The sequence below is a fragment of the Nocardia fodinahabitans genome, assembly GCF_052983615.1.
Window position 1 is genome coordinate 335,811 of the sequence record NZ_JBRJJC010000001.1, and the last position, 16,537, is coordinate 352,347.

Sequence of the window (16,537 nt, forward strand, 5' to 3'; positions counted from 1 at the left end):
GTATTCCGGGTTGCCGTCGTTTCGGACCCATCCGGGTCCGGTCCCGGTCCGAATGCCGGACGTCATATGTGTGACCAATCCCCCGGATGAAAGGTGATCTATGGCGACGGGGAAACACAGGGCGCCGAGCCCGCAGCGACAGAAGGTCGGTTCGGTCGTCGCGGCAGGAGCGGTCCCCCTGGTCATGGCCCTGATCGGCACGGGCACCGCGAATGCCGATCCCGCGCAGGCGGCGGTGACCCAAACCGAGCATCCGGCCGGGCCGGAGTTCGACGCGGTGGCGCCCAACGCCACCCCCTATGTGGGCCAGCAGATGCCGGAGAACACGCGCAGTTCGCTGGCGTGGTCGCGGTCCGGCCCGGAGACGGACTACCTGTCCCCGGTGGGCACGCTGCACGCGCCGACCGCGGTCGCGCCGGTGCCGCCGATCCTGCCGCCGCCGGGACAGTTCCGCTTCGGTGACCAGCTGGTCCCGGTGCCGGACTTCGTCCCGGTCGACACGTCGATCCAGATCAACGACGCGGCGGCCAACACCGAGGCCAACCTCGCGACCTTCCTCGACTCGGTCGGGCTCGAGCGCAGCCGCTCGGACCGGATCGCCTCGGAGACCCTGGGCTCCGCCGCGCGCGGCGCGGCGGTCGGGTCGATGGTGGCCACCCCGTTCGCCATGGTGGCGAGCACGGGCGGCGCGGTGGCCGGCCTCGTCGCCGGTATCCCGTTCGTCCCGATCGGCCTGGTCGCGGGCCCGATCCTCGGCGGGATGGCCGCCTACATGGCGGTGTCGGTGCCGTTCACGGTCGTCGGCGCCGGTGTCGGCGCGGCGGTGGGCGCGGCGAGCGGGTTCCTCGCGCCGCCGCGCGCGGCCGCGCCGGACTCGATCGCCGATGACGCGGTGCTGGTCAGCGCCTGATCGTCGTTCCATCCAGCAGTGGGAGCCGGGGTTCGCCCCGGCTCCCATTGCCGTGCTATCCGACCGTGACCGCGTGCTCCGCACCGGCCGGCTCGCCCGCGCGCAGGCGGGCGCTCGTCCGGGTCGCGAGTGATCCGCCCGCGGCCAGCGGCAACCGGACCGCGTCGAGACCACCGGACCAGGCGGGGCGATCGTCCGGATAGCGCAGTTCGCTGTCGAGGGCGCGCGCGGCGCTCAGCCGGTCGTCGGTGGCCGTGCCCGCGCCGAGGGCGAGGCGATGCCGGATCAGCGGCAGATCGTCGAGATCGGCGATCAGGTCACCGCGCCACTCGCCGTCGTCCTCACCGCTGCGTCCCAGCTGCACCCGCTCGCGCAGCCGCAGCCGCGCGTCGGCGGCCAGCCGCACAGTCGTCACCGTGTGATGCCGCGCGCCTCCGGCGACGATCGTCGGCTCGGGATCGACATCCAGTTCCGCGCCGGCGCCGACCTCGAAGTGCCAGTGCCCCACCGACATCGGCGTCCGCGCACTCGGCAGCGCGATCGTCGCCGCCACCGACCGGACGATCAAGCGCGCACCCGGCAGCACGACGATGCGGATATCGAGCTCGTCCCCACCGAGCGGGGTCGCCGCGGTCCCGATCAGGTGCACGGTGTCGGCGCCGGTGTAGCGCCCGGCCAGCCCGCCGACCGCGTCGATGCGCGGCAGCCTGCCCGGGGCCGCGACGATGCTCAGCTCAGTGCGCAACGCCGGTGGCCGCGTCCTGTTCGGCGGCCACACGCAGCTGCTCGCGCACCCACGCCAGCACCGGCGTCGCGGCGGGATCGTCGGTCAGCGACACCAGCGCGGTGGGGCGGCCCTCGCGCACTTTGGCCGCGTCGCGTTCCATGACACCCAGATCGGCACCGACCAGCGGCGCCAGGTCGGTCTTGTTCACCACGAGCAGGTCGGAGAAGGTGACGCCGGGGCCGCCCTTGCGCGGCACCTTGTCACCGCCGGCCACGTCGACGACGAAGATCTGCGCGTCGATCAGGCCGGAGGAGAACGTCGCGGTGAGGTTGTCGCCGCCGGACTCGACCAGGATCAGGTCCAGCGGCGGGTTCGCCGCGACCAGGTCGTCGATGGCGTCGAGGTTGGCGGTGATGTCGTCGCGGATGGCGGTGTGCGGGCAGCCGCCGGTCTGCACGGCGGTGATCCGCTCGTCGGGCAGCACCGCGTGCCTGCGCAGGAAGTCGGCGTCCTCGGTGGTGTAGATGTCGTTGGTCAGCACCGCGAGGGACAGTTCGTCACGCAGCTGCCTGCACAGGGCCGCGACCAGCGCGGTCTTGCCGGAGCCGACCGGGCCGCCGATGCCGATCCGCAGCGCCTCGCCCGGCGCGCGGTGCCGCTTGGGGCGGTCGTGGCTGTGATCGTGCGGTTCGCCGTCGATCAGATGGGGCGGCATGGGAACTCCTTCTCGGGGGACGGGGATGTCGGGCGGCTACGAAGCGAACAGCGGCATATCGCGATCCAAGTGACGTTCGGCCAGCGCGTCCTGCAGCGGGTCGGACAGCGCGGCCGGGCCGGTGGCCGCCTCGGCGGCGATCCGGTCGCACAGCGGGGCCAGCCGCATCGTGCCCGCGGCGATGGCGGCGGGGTCGAGGGCGAGCAGGCGCTGTGCCGCCGTGGCCGCGCCGGTGAGCGTGGTGTAGACGACGACGCCCGCGAGCTGTTCGGGGCTCGCGCCGCAGGCGGCGCCGACCATCCCGAACACCGTCGACAGATGCGGCCGCAGGCCGGCGCGGGCCCATTCCTGTTCCGGCCACAGCTGTTTGGCCAGCCGGAGCAGGCCGCGCCCCTGCGCGCGCGAGGCCGCCCGCGCGGCAGGCGAGGGCGTCCTGGCGTCGGCTTCGAGATCGGCGCGTTCGGGGGTCAGCGTCGCGCCGCAGACGGCGGCCGCGAGTGAGGCGGCGACGAGCCCGGAGGTGGCGATCCGCCGGCGCAGATACAGCTCGACACTGGCGTTGTCGCGCAACAGCCCCGACGACACCGCCTCCTCGACCCCACCGGAGTGCACGTGCCCGCCGATGGGCAGGCGCGAATCGGCCAGGGCGAGCAAGGTCGCCAGGCCCGCCGCACCCTCGTTTCGCATCCGCCGATCCTATGCAACGGACCTGGACATCCGCCCGGTGAGGGCGCCCAGTGGCGCCGGTCACCCCGCCCCGCGGTCGTGGCTCAGCGGGCGCTGCGCGCCGAACGCCAGGCCAGCGCCGCCATCGCGATCAGCAGCAGCGCGCCGCCCGCGGTCGCGACATGCATACCGCTGACGAAGGACTCGCGCGCCGCGTCGATCAGCCCCGCGTCGCCGTTCGCCTCGGCGATGGTTTCCCCGAGGGTGTCGCCGAAGTCGCCACCCGACCGGAAGACCAGCGCCGCCACCGAGCCGAGCAGCGCCAGACCGAGCGCGTTGCCGAGCTCGAAGCTGGTCTCGGAGATACCGACCGCCGAGCCGGCCCGCTCGGCGGGCACGGCCGAGACCGCCACATCCGAGACCAGCGTGAACGAAATGCCGTAGCCGATACCGGCGATCACCGAACCGAGGATGTACCAGGGCAGCCCACCGTCGACGCCGACGCCGAGCAACATCAGATTTCCGAGGGCCGACATCGCCAGCGCGAGGGTGAAGGTCGCCCGCACGCCGAGCGCTCGCCCGACCCGCGCGCCGCTCATCGAGAAGACGAACACCGCGATCGCCATCGGGATCCCGAGCAGCGCCGCCTGCAGCGGGTCACGCCCGGTCACCGACTGCAGGTAGATGCTGGTCAGGTAGCTCATCGCGGCCAGCGACATCATGCCGACCAAGCTCGCGCCGATGGCGACCCGGAACAGCGGCCGGGTGAACAGGCTCAGGTCGAGCAGCGGCTCGCTCAGCTGACGCTGCCTGCGCACGAACGCCACCAGTACCAGCACGCCGAACGCCGCGATCACCAGCGAGGTGAGGTCGAAGCCCTCGGCCGCGAGGTGCTTGATCCCGTAGACCACCGGCAGGATGCCGCCGATCGAAAGGACGACGCTGGGCAGATCGAGCGGGCCGAGCGCGGTCGAGCGGTGTTCGGGCAGCAGGATCGGCCCGAACACCAGCAGGATCGCCAGCACGGGGATGTTGATCAGGAAGACCGAGCCCCACCAGAAATGGTGCAGCAGCAGCCCGCCGATGATCGGCCCGACGGCCGAGCCGCCGGCGAAGAACGCGGTCCAGATACCGATCGCGGTCGCGCGTTCGCGCGCGTCGGGGAACAGGCTGGAGATCAGCGCGAGGCTCGACGGCAGCAGGGTCGCGCCGCCGATACCCATCAGCACGCGCGCGGCGATGAGGACGGCGGCGCTGGGCGCGAACGCGGCGAGCACCGAGGCGAGGCCGAAGATGGTGGCGCCGACGAGCAGGATGTTGCGCCTGCCGATCCGATCGCCGAGGTTGCCCATCGTGATGAGCAGACCGGCCAGCATGAACCCGTAGATGTCGAGGATCCAGAGTTGCTGGGAGGCACTGGGATCCAGGTCGGCGGTGAGCGTCGGCATGGCGAGGAACAGCACCGAGATGTCCATCGACACCAGCAGCACCGGCAGCAGCAGCACGCCCAATCCGAGCCATGCGCGGCGTCCACCGGCGACCGCGGTGGGCACCGCCGGGTCCAGCTTCGTCATTCCGACATCCTTCCAGGGGTTTGCGTACACCGTACGCGGGGAACGGGTACAGTGTACGCACCGAAAGGCGAAACGGAAAGTGAGTCATGGGATGACTGATGCGAAGCTCACACGCACCGCGATCGTCGACGCCGCGATCGCCCTCGCCGACGCCGACGGGCTCGACGCGGTGTCGATGCGCCGCATCGCCGATCGGCTCGACGTCGGCACCATGTCGCTGTATCGCCACGTGGCGAACAAGGACGAGCTGATCGCGGCCATGACCGACGAGATCGCGGCCCGGCATCCGTACCCGGACCCGACCGGCCGGGGCTGGACCTGGCGCGACCGGGTCCGCATCGCGGCCGAGATCGATTGGCAGCTCTACCAGCAGCATCCCTGGGTGCTGCTGACCTTCGCGGTCCCCCGCTACAGCTTCGGTCCACAAGGTCTGACCAGCCTCGCCTGGCTGGTCGAGGGCCTGCGCGCGCTCGATGTCTCGGCCCGCGAGGCCACCACCATGGCGTTCACGGTCTGGAACTACATCTCCGGCGCCAGCCTGCCCGTGGTCGGCGGCGCGCTGCTGGCGGAGAAACGCACCGCCACCGACGACGCGAACGGCCTACGCGACCTGCTCGACGGCACCCCGTCGTTCCCGGTGCCACCCGCGCTGGCGGAGCTCAACGGCGCCGGTGTGAGCGACCTGACCTCCGAGGACCTGCTGTTCCTCGGCCTCGAAGCACTGTGCGACGGTTTCGCCGCCCGCGCCGAACGCCGTACCGCCGCTGCCACCGACGGACCGGCTTGACCTCGAGCGCTGTTCAGGTTGAACAGTGGTCGCATGCACGCAATCCGATTGCACGAATTCGGTCCGGCCGCCAACCTCCGCTACGAGTCCGTCCCCGATCCCGAGCCGGCGCCCGGTCAGGTGCGCATCGCGGTGGCGGCCGGCGGCGTCCACCTGGTCGATACCGCGCTGCGGCGTGGTGAACCCGGTCCGTTCCCCGTCCCGTCGCTGCCGACGGTGCCGGGTCGCGAGGTCGCGGGCACGGTCGACCGGGTCGGCGAAGGTGTCGACCCGGGTCTGCTCGGCACCCGGGTGGTCGCCCATCTGGGCGCCGCGCCCGGAGGTTACGCCGAGTTCGCGACGGCCGACGCCGACCGGCTGCTGACCATCCCGGATGGGGTGTCACCCAGCGCGGCGGTCGCGATGCTCGGGACCGGGCGCACGACCCTGGGCATCCTGCTGTTCACCGAGCTCGACGCCGACAGCGTCGCGGTGGTGCCCGCCGCGGCCGGCGGCATCGGCACCCTGCTCGTGCAGTACGCCGTGGCGGCGGGCGCGACCGTGGTCGGCCTGGCCGGTGGCCCGGACAAGGTGCGCCAGGTCGCGGCGAACGGTGCCGATATCGCGGTCGACTACACCGCAGCGGACTGGCAGGCGAAGGTCCGCGCACAGCTGGGCGGCCGGGCGGCGACCGACGTGTTCGACGGTGTCGGGGGCGCGATCGGTGCCGCTGCGGTCGAGCTGCTCGGTCCCGGTGGCAGACACCTGATCTTCGGCTGGTCCAGCGGCGCGCCGACCGCCGTCGACCCGGCCGCGCGGGGCATCACCTCCCGCTCGGTGCTCGGTCCGCCGATGCTGGAACGCGCGGGCGGCGACCTGCTGGCCCTGTCCCAGCGGGCACTGACCGCCGCCGCCGACGGCCTGTTCCGGCCCGCGATCACCGAGTTCCCGCTCGCCGAGGCCGCCCTGGCGCACGAATCCCTCGAAAACCGGTCGACCACAGGAAAAGTCGTGCTGATTCCCTGATCCGCCGAATCCTTTCCCGGGGCGCGCCGGATGTCGTGCGGCGGTCTCGCGCGCGGTGGTGGAGACTGGAACCATGACCGACGCGCAGCCGTCCGCCGACCGTCGACTCGCCGCCCAGGCGCTGGCGGCCGACGATCCGACCGGCTGGTTCGAACCGCTCTACGCCGAGGCCGCGGCGGGGACCTCGGTCGTTCCGTGGGACCGCGACGACCCCAATCCGCTGCTGGTCGACTGGCTCACCACCACCCCGGCACCCCTGGGCGGCCGCGCCCTCGTCGTCGGCTGCGGGTACGGCGTCGACGCCGAATTCGTTGCCGCCCAGGGCATCCGCACCACCGCCTTCGACATCTCCCCCACCGCCATCCGCGGCGCTCGCGCCCGCTTCCCCCAGTCCCCGGTCACCTACAAGGTCGCCGACCTCCTACACCCGCCCGCCGCCTGGCTGGGCGCCTTCGACCTGGTGATCGAGTCCATCACCATCCAGTCCCTGCCCCCTGCCGTCCGCGCGGCCTCGATCGCCGCCATCCGCGGCTTCCTGGCCCCCGACGCCACCCTCCTGGTCATCGCCGACATCGCCACCCTCCCCGTACCGGGCCCACCCTGGCCCTCACCCCCGCCGACCTGAACTCCTTCGCCACCCCCGACCTCACCGCGATCCGCGTCGAACGCCTTCCCCGCCCCGACGCTCCCGGCCGCCACCGCTGGCGCGCCGAGTTCCACCGCCCCGCGGCCCCGGACACCTCCGCGTGACCGAAACCGCCTACGCCGCCCCGGGTTACCTCGACGATGGCGTATCGCCGGAGCCCGCCGCCGCGGTTCTGACTCCTCGCCAGCCGGCCCAGGCCAGCACGAGTCCGGCCAGCAGTCCGATCACCGTAGGTACGGCGACCAGACCGATGCGCAATCGCACCGTCTCGTCACCGAAGCTCCCTATCGGCTCCGCGTCGACACTCCCCGATGCCGGGGACCACGGCTCGTAGCTGCCGCCGTAGACCACGAAGATGTCGACGCCGCTCGCCCACCATTGGAACAAGCCCATCGCGGCCAGCCCACACACGAGACCGAGCGCGGTGAACGCGAGAATCGTGCGGGCCCGGGAACTCGGGATATCGGTCGTCATGGCCCCAAGTGAAGCAGCATCGACCGCTGCCCGGCGGCAGCCGGCTATCGGGGGTGTACCGCGACCGATTCGGTCGACCGGCGCCACGCCGGGATGGTCAGGTAGGTCGCGGCGCGCAGGACCCATTCGATCGGCCCGTACGGGTGACCGCGCAACCACCAGGCGCTCAGTGCCAGCTGAGCGGCGAAGGTGAGCAGGCCGATTCCGACGACGCCCAGGGGTGGGATGTCGTCGGCGAGGGCGAAGCCGTAGCCGGTGTAAACGACCATGAGCACGATCGATTGGCCGATGTAGTTCGACGCCGCCATCCGGCCCGCCGGTGCGACCCGGGCGGCGCAGCGGCCGGTACGGGCCGACCGGGCGAGCCGCACGACGACGGCGACGTAGGCGAAGGTCATGGCGGGTCCGACGAGGTACTGCAGGCCGTGGATCAGTGCGGGCGCGTTCCACCAGCCCATGACGTCGGCGAAGGTCAGCGCCGAGATCGGCAGGCCGAGGCCGAAGCCGATCACCATCGCGCGGGAAGACCACCGGCGCACGGTGTCCGGGTCCTCGAACAGGTTCCGCTTGCCCGCCGCCATGCCGAGCAGGAACATGGCGAAACTCGGAATGCCCTGGGCGAACCAGATCAGCAGCAGGAACACCGGTGCGAGCGCGGTCTGCGCCGCGAAGGTCTCCGCGAAGCTGCCGGTGTAGTCGGCGGCCAGCTTCGGCAGGTCGAAGAACTCGCCCAACCCGAGAATGCTCGTCTCACCGGGCAGGAAACTCCACACCGACCACACCGTGTAGAGCGCCACCCCGGTGATGACGGCGGTGCGCGGCCGCAGCCTGCGCAGCAGGATCAGATGCAGGCACAAGAACGCGTACAGGGTGAGGATGTCGCCGATCCACAGCAGATACACGTGGACGAGCCCGATCGCCATGAGCGTGGCGCATCGCCGCAGCAGCCGCCGGGCCGGTGCGGCGCCCGCGCGCTCGGCGGCCGCGATCTGCAGGGTGAACGAGTACCCGAACAGGAACGCGAACAGCAGGTAGAACCGGCCGGTGAACAGCGCGTCGACGGTGGCGCGCACCAGCTGGTCGGCGGTGCCGTCGAAAACCGGCACCGGCTTCTCCCGGGTCCCGGTCGCCGACCACAGCGTGGTCGCCACGATCAGGTTGGTGATCAGGATGCCGAACAGGGCGAACCCGCGCAGGATGTCGACCTCGGCGATCCGTCGACCGGAAGATACTGTGGGCGAACGCGTTCCGAGTGCCTCAGCCATGGGGTGAGCGTAGGCGCGGTGGCGGGTCCACTTCGTCCACCGTGCGGGCTATTTCCGGACGGTACCGCCGCCGCACCCCATCCACCCTGCGGCGTATTGACTTTCCGCGCCGGTCCTGCCGCACAGCCCACCTAGACTGCGGGCGTGTCGCACTTCACCCCGATCCGCCCCGAGCTGCCGGCCGCCGTCGACTCCCTGCACGCCGACCTCGCCCGATGGCTGGGCACCGCCGCCCCGGGCGCCTGACCGGCCCGCCGCGACCGCGGTGCCACAATGGGACACGACCATGCTCGTGCAGGGACTCGCAACCACCACGGAGGCGGACATGCAGGCAGTTGTCATCGACCGGTTCGGCGACCCGAAGGACGTGCTCACCGCGCAGGAGGTGCCGCCACCGGAGCCGGGACCGGGCGAGGCGCGGATCGCGATGACGCTGTCGCCGATCCACAACCACGACCTGGCCATCATCCGTGGCGTCTACGGCTACCGGCCGCCGCTCCCGGCGATTCCCGGCACCGAGGCGGTCGGCGTGGTCGATGCGGTGGGTCCCGGCGCGGGCGGTGTCGCGGTGGGTCGGCGGGTGGCCGTGGCGGGCGCTCGCGCGGCCTGGGCCGACTTCGTCATCGTTCGGGGCGACCAGGTCGTCCCGATGCCGCCCGAGGTCCCCGACGAGACCGCCTGCCAGCTGCTGGCCATGCCGCTGAGCGCGCTCATGCTGCTCGACGATCTGCGGGTGCATCCAGGGCAGTGGATCACGGTGAACGCCGCCAACGGCGCGGTCGGCCGCCTGCTCAACCTGTTCGCCCAGCAGCGCGGCGTGCGGGTGCTCAGTCTGGTGCGCGGGCCGGACGCGGTGCGGGCGCTGGAGCAGTTCGGCTACGGCCCGGTGATCGACACCGAGACCGAGGGCTGGGCGGCGCGCGCGGCCGAGGTCACCAACGGCGAGCCGATCGTGCGGGCGGTGGACCAGGTCAGCGGGCCCGCCGCGGGCGCGCTCATGTCGCTGCTGGCGCCGCGCGGTGAGCTGATCTCCTTCGGCGCGCTGTCGGGTCAGCCGCTGGTCATCGACACCGGCGCCGTCATCTTCAAACAGACGGTGGTGAAAGGCTTCTGGGGCCAGCAGCGCGCCAGCGAGATCGATCGCGCCGACTACGTGCGCCTGATCACCGAGCTCGTCGGCCTGGCCGCCGCGGGCACCTTACGGCTCGAGGTACAGGCGGAGTTTCCGCTCGACCGGGCGGGCGAGGCGGCGGTCGTGTCCGAGACACCCGGCCGCAACGGCAAGGTGGTGCTGCGCGCGGGCGCCCGCTGACCCGCCATCCACAAGTCCGATCCCACGATCGAAGCCCACGGCGACGCGACGCCGTGGGCTTCGCCCGTTGTTACGGTCGCCGTGTCCGGATCGGCGATCTGACGAGGGTGAGATGACGCGAGAAGACACCGCGCCGCGGAAGAAGACGATCAGCAACCCCTACATCCATCGACTCCAGCGCAGGCACTTCCTGCTCTTCGACGTCGCGCCGATCGTGGGAACCGTTGCCGCGCTGGCCTTCCTGTTCGTGCGCCCGTTCGGCGCCATGGAGTTCGCGCTGCTGTTCGGGATGTGGCTGCTGACCGGTCTCGGCATCACCGTCGGCTACCACCGCCTGTTCACCCATCGCACCTTCCGCACCACGCCCACGGTCACGGCCGTGCTGGCGGTGCTCGGCTCGATGGCCGGGCAGGGTCCGGTGGTGTCGTGGGTGGCGCTGCACCGGCGCCATCACGAATACAGCGATCGCGAGGGAGATCCGCACTCTCCCAACCTCTCCGGTGACGGACTGCGCGGTGCGCTGCGCGGGCTGGCGCACTCGCATTTCCTGTGGATGCGCCGCCACGAATACCCGAACATCGTCCATTACGCGCCCGACCTGATCAAGGACCGGTCGCTGGTGCGGGTGGCACGGCTCTACTACTGGTGGGTGGGCCTGGGCCTGCTGATTCCCACCGTGCTGGGTGGGCTGCTCACGCTGAGCTGGACCGGCGCCGTGAGTGGTCTGCTGTGGGGCGGTTTCGTGCGGATCTTCCTGCTCGAGCACATCGTCTGGGCGATCAACTCGTTCCTGCACATGGTCGGCACCCGTCCGTATCGGTCCAGGGAGAACAGCCGCAACGGCGGCGTGTTCGCGCTGATCACCCTCGGCGAGTCCTGGCACAACAATCATCACGCCTTCCCCGAGTCACCGTCGTTCGGATTGCACTGGTACCGGCTCGATCCCGGCTACTGGCTGATCTGGACGCTCGAAACCTTCGGTCTGGCCTGGGATCTGAAGATCCCCTCGGCCGACCGGCTGGCCGCCAAACGCGCATGAGGAGCCGTCGTGGACACCAGTAGAGAAGCCATCGTCACGTGGTGCCAGGAGTATCTCGGGCAGCTGCTCGAGGTCCCGGCCGCCACCATCGACCCGCTCGCCGACTTCGACCGTCTCGGTGTCGATTCGGCGCTGGCGGTCGCCCTGCTCATCGAGGTGGAGGAGAAGTTCGGCGTCGACCTGTCGCCCGACGACCTCTACGAGAACCCGACCCTGGACGCGGTCGCCGGCCACCTGCACGAGCAGCTGACCGCGAACGCGGGCCGCCCGTGACCGAGGTGGCCGATGCCGCCCGCGCCGACGCCGCGGCCGCGGCGATCCGGCACCACTACGACATCGGCAACGCCTTCTACCGCCTGTGGCTCGACGACTCGCTCAGCTACTCGTGCGCCATGCCCGCCGCCCCCGGCGACACCCTCGAATCCGCGCAGGAGCGCAAACTCCGGCACCACCTGAGCGCGGTCGGCGCCGACCAGGCGGAGTCGGTGCTCGACATCGGCTGCGGCTGGGGCGCGGTACTCGCGCGCGGCAGCCGCGACCACCGCGTTCCCCGGATGGTCGGCCTGACCCTCAGCGACGAACAGGCCGATCACGTCCGGTCCCTGGCGCTGCCCGGGGTCGAGGTGCGCACCGAGAGCTGGGTACATTACGAGCCGGGCGCCCGGTTCGACGGGATCATCTCGATCGGCGCGTTCGAGCACTTCGCGCGGCCCGACGACACCCCCGCCGCGAAGATCGCGGTGTACCGGGAGTTCTTCACCCGCTGCCGGGACTGGCTCACCGCCGACGGCACCCTGTCGCTGCAGACGATCGCCTACGGCAATATGCGCCGCGAGCAGGCCAGCGCGTTCATGCAGCAGGAGATCTTCCCCGACGCCGACCTGCCGACCCTCGCCGAGATCACCGCGGCCGCCGACGGCCTCTTCGAGATCGCGGCGCTCACCGACGACCGGCTCGACTACGCCTGGACCTGCGAGCAGTGGGCGCGCCGCCTGCGCGAGCACCGGGCCGAGGCCGTCGCGCTGGTCGGCACGGAGACCGTCGCCCGGTACGAGCGGTATCTGAAGCTGTCGGCACTGGGCTTCCGGATGGGCAAACTCGGTCTGTTGCGCATCGTCGCCCGCCCCTATCCGGATACCTTCTTCCAGCGCCGGGGCCGAGGATGACACTCTCCGCGGCGCGCCCGTCGATCCGGTTCAACCCGTTCAGCGCCGAGTTCCGGCGCGATCCGTACCCGGTGTACCGGGCGCTGAGAGAGGCGCGCCCGGTACACAGGACGCTCGGCATGTGGGTGCTGACCCGCCACGCCGACGCGCGCACCGTGCTGCACGACAAATCCTTCAGCGCGGGGCTGATCCCGCGGCTGGTGACCGAGCAGGCCCGCAGGCTCGGTCAGCCGGAGGTCGCCCGGATCGAACGGCTCGGCCGCACCTCGCTGGTGTTCACCGACAATCCCGAGCATGCCCGGCTGCGCGGCCTGGTGAACAAGGTGTTCACGGCGCGCACCATCGCGACCCTGGAATCCCTGGTGGCCACCATCGCCGACCGGCTGTTGCGCCCCGCGGTCGCCGCGGGCGAGGCCGACGTGATCGCCGAGCTGGCCGGACCGCTCCCGGTCGCGGTGCTGTGTGAGTGGATGGCGCTGCCGCCCGCCCTGCACGCGTGGGTCGGGGGCTGGACGCACGACATCCGCTTCCTGCTCGAGCCCGGTCTGATGAAGGCCGAGGACCTGACCCGGGTGCGTACGGTCGTCGAGTTGTTCGCCGACGCGCTGGCCGAGGTGCTCGCCGAACGCCGCGCCGCCCCCGGCGACGACCTGATCAGCCGCTTGCTCGCCGCCCGCACCGCGGGTGGTGACCACCTGACCGACGAGGAACTGATCTTCGTCTGCATCATGTGTTTCGTCGCAGGCACCGAGACGACCAAGTCACTCATCGGCACCGCCACCCTGGCCCTGCTGCGGCACCCGGATCAGGCCGCCATGGTGCGCCGGGAGCCCGCCCGGCTGGGCGCCGCGGTCGCGGAGGCGCTGCGCTACGACGCGCCGCTGCAGCTGACCAAGCGGCTGGCGACGCGGGACGTGGAGCTCGGCGGGGAGACGATCCGCGCCGGCGACCACGTCCTGGTGTGCCTGGGCGCGGCCAATCGGGATCCCGAGATCTTCGCCCGCCCGGACGAATTCGACATCACCCGCACGCCCGGCGATCACCTGGCCTTCGGGCACGGCATGCACGGCTGCCTCGGCGGCGTCCTCGCGGAGCTCCAGACCAGGATCGCCCTGGACGCTCTCCTGCGCAGGCGTCCGCGGCTATTCGCGCCGGAGGGTGAATTCGCCTGGCAGGAACACAGTTTCCTGCTCCGCGGACTCGACAGGCTGCCCGTATCGTTCGGAGCGAGCCGATGAGCACTCTCCTGCTGCCCGAGGTCTTGCGCGAGCGCGCGCACGCCACCCCGGACCGCGTCGCCTATCGCTTCCTCGACGACGCCGGCGCCGAGGCCGACCACCTCAGCTACGCCGATCTGCACGTCAGGGCCATGGCGGTGGCGGCGCAGCTGCGCGCGGTGTGCGCGCCGGGCGAGCGGGCGCTGCTGGTCTTCCCGCCCGGACTCGATTTCCTCGCCGCCTATTTCGGGTGCCTGTACGCGCGGGTGATCGCGGTCCCGGTGAATCCGCCGCGGCGCGCGCACGTCCAGCACGCCACGCGTTCGATCGTGCAGGATTGCGCGCCCGCCGCGGTCCTCACCGTCACCGGGGCGCTCGAGCCGCTACGCATCGCGCTGTCCCCGCTCCTGCCGCACGCCTACTGGCTGACCGTCGACACCTTGGCGCGCACCGAGTTCCCCACCGAACCGATCGAGCCCGGCGCGGTGGCGTTCTTGCAGTACACCTCCGGGTCTACGTCGGCGCCCAAGGGCGTCATGGTCTCGCACCGCAATCTGGCCGCCAATCAGGAGATGATCCGGCACGCCTTCGGGCACGACAGCGGGTCGACGGTGGTCGGCTGGGCGCCGCTGTTCCACGATCAGGGCCTGATCGGCAATGTGCTGCAACCGCTCTGGGTGGGCGCGACCAGCGTGCTCATGTCCCCGGCCGCCTTCGTCCGCAGACCGCTGCTGTGGCTGACGGCGATCAGTGAGTACCGCGCGCATTCCAGCGGCGGCCCGAACTTCGCCTTCGACGCGTGCGTCGCCCGGGCCGCGGCCGAGCCACTGCCCGAGCTCGACCTCACCAGCTGGCAGGTCGCGTTCAACGGCGCCGAACCGATCCGGCCGAGCACCCTCGCCCGGTTCGCCGAAACCTTCGCCCCGCACGGCTTCCGGGCCACCTCGCTCTACCCTTGCTACGGGCTGGCCGAGGCGACACTGCTGGTCACCGGCAGCGACAAAGGCCGCGGACCGCGCACACTGACCGTCGACACCGCGGCGCTCGGGGCGGGCCGCTACCAGCCCGCCCGGCCGGGCAAGGCGCGCACGCTGGTCAGTTCCGGTCGGGTGCTGCCCGGTGAACGCGTCCGCATCGTCGACACCGCCACGCTGCGGCCGTGCCCGGCGGGCCGGACCGGCGAGATCTGGGTGACCGGTGACCATGTGGCGCAGGGCTATTGGCAGCGCCCCGAGGCGACCGACGAGCTGTTGCGGGCCCGCACCGCCGACGACCCGCGCACCGAATGGCTGCGCACCGGCGATGTCGGGATGCTGGTGGACGGCGAACTGTACGTCGTCGGCCGGACCAAGGACATGGTGATCATCCGGGGCCGCAACCACTATCCGCACGACATCGAGGACACCGTGCAGTCCGCGCATCCCGCGCTGCGCCACGGCGGTTCGGCGGCCTTCGCCTACCCCGGTGACGCGGGTGAGCGACTGGTGGTCGTGCAGGAGCTGCGCCGCGACCGGCTCGACGCCGATCCCGCCGAGGTGATCGGGGCGATCCGGGCGGCGGTGATCCGCGAGCACGAACTCGCCGTCGGCGACCTGGTGCTGACGCTGCCGGACCAGTTGGGCAAGACGAGCAGTGGCAAGATCATGCGATCGGCTGCCCGGGCGCGCTACGCGGCGGCAGGATTCGAGGCATGGCCACCCACCCCCGAACAGAGGAGCCGGACCCGATGACGACGCAGGCCCCGAACCCCGATTTCGCCCAGGTGGTCCCCGCCGCGGTGCTGTCCATGCCCGCCGCCGTCCATCTGGGGTTCCACTTCGGGCGGATCGAGCCCGGCGAGGTCGAGATCGTGCAGCCGCACCGCCGCGAACTCACCCAGCACGACGGCTATTTCCAGGGTGGCGTGCTCGGCTCGCTCGCCGATTTCGCGGCGGGATCGGCGGCGGGCACGCTGCTGCCGATCGGCTGGATCAATATGACCGTCGACTACACGGTGAAGATCCTCGCCCCGGCCAAGGGCGCGACGGTGATCGCGCGCGGCCGGGTGATCAAGCCGGGCACGTTGCTCACCATCGCCGCGGCGGAGGTGTTCTCGGTCGAGGACACCGGTGAAACCCTGTGCGCGACAGCGCTGGTCACGATGCGCAATGTGCGCATCGCCACGCCGTGACCGAGCGGCCGTGATCCCGATGCCCCTCGTCGTCGTCGACGGTGTGCCCATCGCCTACACCGACACCGGCACCCCGGCAGGCAAGCCCGACGCGCCCACCGTCGTCTTCGGCCACGGATTGCTGTTCGGTGGCTGGATGTTCCGTGCCCAGCTGGAAGCCCTGCACCGCGACTACCGCTGCGTCACCCTCGACTGGCGCGGCCAGGGCCACACCCCGCCCACGCCCGACGGCTACGACATGGACACCCTCACCGCCGACGCCGTCGGCCTCCTCGAGGCCCTGCACACCGGACCGGTCCACTGGGTCGGCCTGTCCATGGGTGGCTTCGTCGGCCTCCGCCTCGCCGCCCGACATCCCCATCTCCTGCGCTCCCTCACCCTGCTCGACACCAGCGCCGACGCCGAAGACCCCACGAAGATCGCCGAATACCACCGCCTCGCCTGGGCCCTGCGCTGGTTCGGCCACCGCCCGATCCTCGGACGCGTCGCCCCGCACCTCTTCGGCCCCGCCTTCCGCGCCTCCCCGGCCGCCCCCGCCACCCTCCGCGAATGGTCCCGCCGCCTGGCCACGACCGACCGCGTCGCCCTTCGCAAAGCCGTCCACGGCGTCACATCCCGCCCCTCCGTCTCCCCCGAACTCCCGTCGATCACCACCCCCACCCTCGTCCTGGTCGGCACCGACGACACCGCCACCCCACCGCCCTGCTCGGCCCGCATAGCCACCCTGATCCCCCACGCCCACCTCCACCACCTCCCCGACTGCGGCCACTCCAGCACCCTGGAACAACCGGAAGCCGTCACCACCCACCTCCACCATTTCCTCACCGAGGTGGACTCCGAAGCGGTTCACTGACAGTGCCGCAT

18 protein-coding genes are annotated in these 16,537 nt (G+C 71.5%); 12 read left to right on the forward strand and 6 right to left on the reverse strand.

The genetic code is table 11. The features are described from left to right. Window positions 1-100: 100 nt before the first annotated feature. A complete protein-coding gene (locus tag NV348_RS01565) occupies window positions 101-910 on the forward strand; it encodes a hypothetical protein (RefSeq protein WP_447145334.1) in 810 nt (269 codons plus the stop codon). Window positions 911-965: 55 nt separating this feature from the next. Here the strand turns inward: NV348_RS01565 and NV348_RS01570 are convergent, their stop codons facing one another. The 4 genes from NV348_RS01570 to NV348_RS01585 all read right to left on the reverse strand — a co-directional run bounded on the left by NV348_RS01570 (window position 966) and on the right by NV348_RS01585 (window position 4,592). Further along, complete coding sequence (locus NV348_RS01570; RefSeq protein WP_447145335.1) at window positions 966-1,655, reverse strand: urease accessory protein UreD; 690 nt, start codon at window positions 1,653-1,655, stop codon at window positions 966-968. Further along, the gene (gene ureG, locus NV348_RS01575; RefSeq protein WP_447145336.1) at window positions 1,645-2,352 is read right to left on the reverse strand and encodes an urease accessory protein UreG; all 708 of its coding nucleotides are present in this window, start codon (window positions 2,350-2,352) and stop codon (window positions 1,645-1,647) included. Before ureG ends, NV348_RS01570 begins: the two co-directional genes overlap by 11 nt. A gap of 36 nt (window positions 2,353-2,388) precedes the next feature. After that, window positions 2,389-3,039, reverse strand: a complete 651-nt coding sequence (locus tag NV348_RS01580) for an urease accessory protein UreF (protein WP_447145337.1) — start codon at window positions 3,037-3,039, stop codon at window positions 2,389-2,391. A gap of 83 nt (window positions 3,040-3,122) precedes the next feature. Then, the gene (locus NV348_RS01585) at window positions 3,123-4,592 is read right to left on the reverse strand and encodes an MFS transporter (protein ID WP_447145338.1); all 1,470 of its coding nucleotides are present in this window, start codon (window positions 4,590-4,592) and stop codon (window positions 3,123-3,125) included. 91 nt (window positions 4,593-4,683) lie between these two features. Between NV348_RS01585 and NV348_RS01590 the strand changes: the two genes are divergently transcribed. The 3 genes from NV348_RS01590 to NV348_RS01600 all read left to right on the forward strand — a co-directional run bounded on the left by NV348_RS01590 (window position 4,684) and on the right by NV348_RS01600 (window position 7,009). Continuing rightward, on the forward strand, window positions 4,684-5,379 hold the full coding sequence (locus NV348_RS01590) for a TetR/AcrR family transcriptional regulator (RefSeq protein WP_447145339.1): 696 nt from the start codon (window positions 4,684-4,686) through the stop codon (window positions 5,377-5,379). Between the two features lie 33 nt (window positions 5,380-5,412). Then, window positions 5,413-6,384, forward strand: a complete 972-nt coding sequence (locus NV348_RS01595) for a zinc-binding dehydrogenase (RefSeq protein ID WP_447145340.1) — start codon at window positions 5,413-5,415, stop codon at window positions 6,382-6,384. Between the two features lie 73 nt (window positions 6,385-6,457). After that, complete coding sequence (locus NV348_RS01600) at window positions 6,458-7,009, forward strand: class I SAM-dependent methyltransferase (protein WP_447145341.1); 552 nt, start codon at window positions 6,458-6,460, stop codon at window positions 7,007-7,009. Between the two features lie 150 nt (window positions 7,010-7,159). Here the strand turns inward: NV348_RS01600 and NV348_RS01605 are convergent, their stop codons facing one another. Further along, window positions 7,160-7,504 carry a hypothetical protein gene (locus tag NV348_RS01605; protein WP_447145342.1) on the reverse strand — a complete coding sequence of 115 codons (345 nt, stop codon included), beginning with the start codon at window positions 7,502-7,504 and terminating at the stop codon, window positions 7,160-7,162. A 44-nt stretch (window positions 7,505-7,548) separates the two neighbouring features. Beyond that, entirely contained in the window at window positions 7,549-8,769 is a 1,221-nt protein-coding gene (locus NV348_RS01610) for a DUF418 domain-containing protein (RefSeq protein ID WP_447145343.1), read from the reverse strand. A gap of 325 nt (window positions 8,770-9,094) precedes the next feature. On the opposite strand from NV348_RS01610, the gene NV348_RS01615 reads away from it, so the two are divergent. From NV348_RS01615 to NV348_RS01650, 8 genes are all read left to right on the forward strand, one after another. Next, a complete protein-coding gene (locus tag NV348_RS01615; protein ID WP_447145344.1) occupies window positions 9,095-10,081 on the forward strand; it encodes a zinc-binding dehydrogenase in 987 nt (328 codons plus the stop codon). A 112-nt stretch (window positions 10,082-10,193) separates the two neighbouring features. After that, window positions 10,194-11,120 (forward strand): acyl-CoA desaturase, encoded by a 927-nt coding sequence (locus NV348_RS01620; protein ID WP_447145345.1) that lies wholly within the window; start codon window positions 10,194-10,196, stop codon window positions 11,118-11,120. Window positions 11,121-11,129: 9 nt separating this feature from the next. Then, a complete protein-coding gene (locus tag NV348_RS01625) occupies window positions 11,130-11,393 on the forward strand; it encodes an acyl carrier protein (protein ID WP_447145346.1) in 264 nt (87 codons plus the stop codon). Beyond that, on the forward strand, window positions 11,390-12,286 hold the full coding sequence (locus NV348_RS01630) for a class I SAM-dependent methyltransferase (RefSeq protein ID WP_447145347.1): 897 nt from the start codon (window positions 11,390-11,392) through the stop codon (window positions 12,284-12,286). The genes NV348_RS01625 and NV348_RS01630 overlap by 4 nt, the downstream gene beginning before the upstream one ends. Next, a complete protein-coding gene (locus tag NV348_RS01635; RefSeq protein ID WP_447145348.1) occupies window positions 12,283-13,524 on the forward strand; it encodes a cytochrome P450 in 1,242 nt (413 codons plus the stop codon). The genes NV348_RS01630 and NV348_RS01635 overlap by 4 nt, the downstream gene beginning before the upstream one ends. Further along, window positions 13,521-15,233: a fatty acyl-AMP ligase gene (locus tag NV348_RS01640; RefSeq protein ID WP_447145349.1), complete on the forward strand. Its 1,713-nt coding sequence runs from the start codon at window positions 13,521-13,523 to the stop codon at window positions 15,231-15,233. The genes NV348_RS01635 and NV348_RS01640 overlap by 4 nt, the downstream gene beginning before the upstream one ends. Beyond that, window positions 15,230-15,673, forward strand: a complete 444-nt coding sequence (locus tag NV348_RS01645) for a PaaI family thioesterase (protein WP_447145350.1) — start codon at window positions 15,230-15,232, stop codon at window positions 15,671-15,673. The genes NV348_RS01640 and NV348_RS01645 overlap by 4 nt, the downstream gene beginning before the upstream one ends. Before the next feature lie 19 nt (window positions 15,674-15,692). After that, window positions 15,693-16,526 (forward strand): alpha/beta fold hydrolase, encoded by an 834-nt coding sequence (locus NV348_RS01650; RefSeq protein ID WP_447150902.1) that lies wholly within the window; start codon window positions 15,693-15,695, stop codon window positions 16,524-16,526. The last annotated feature ends 11 nt before the right edge of the window (window positions 16,527-16,537 follow it).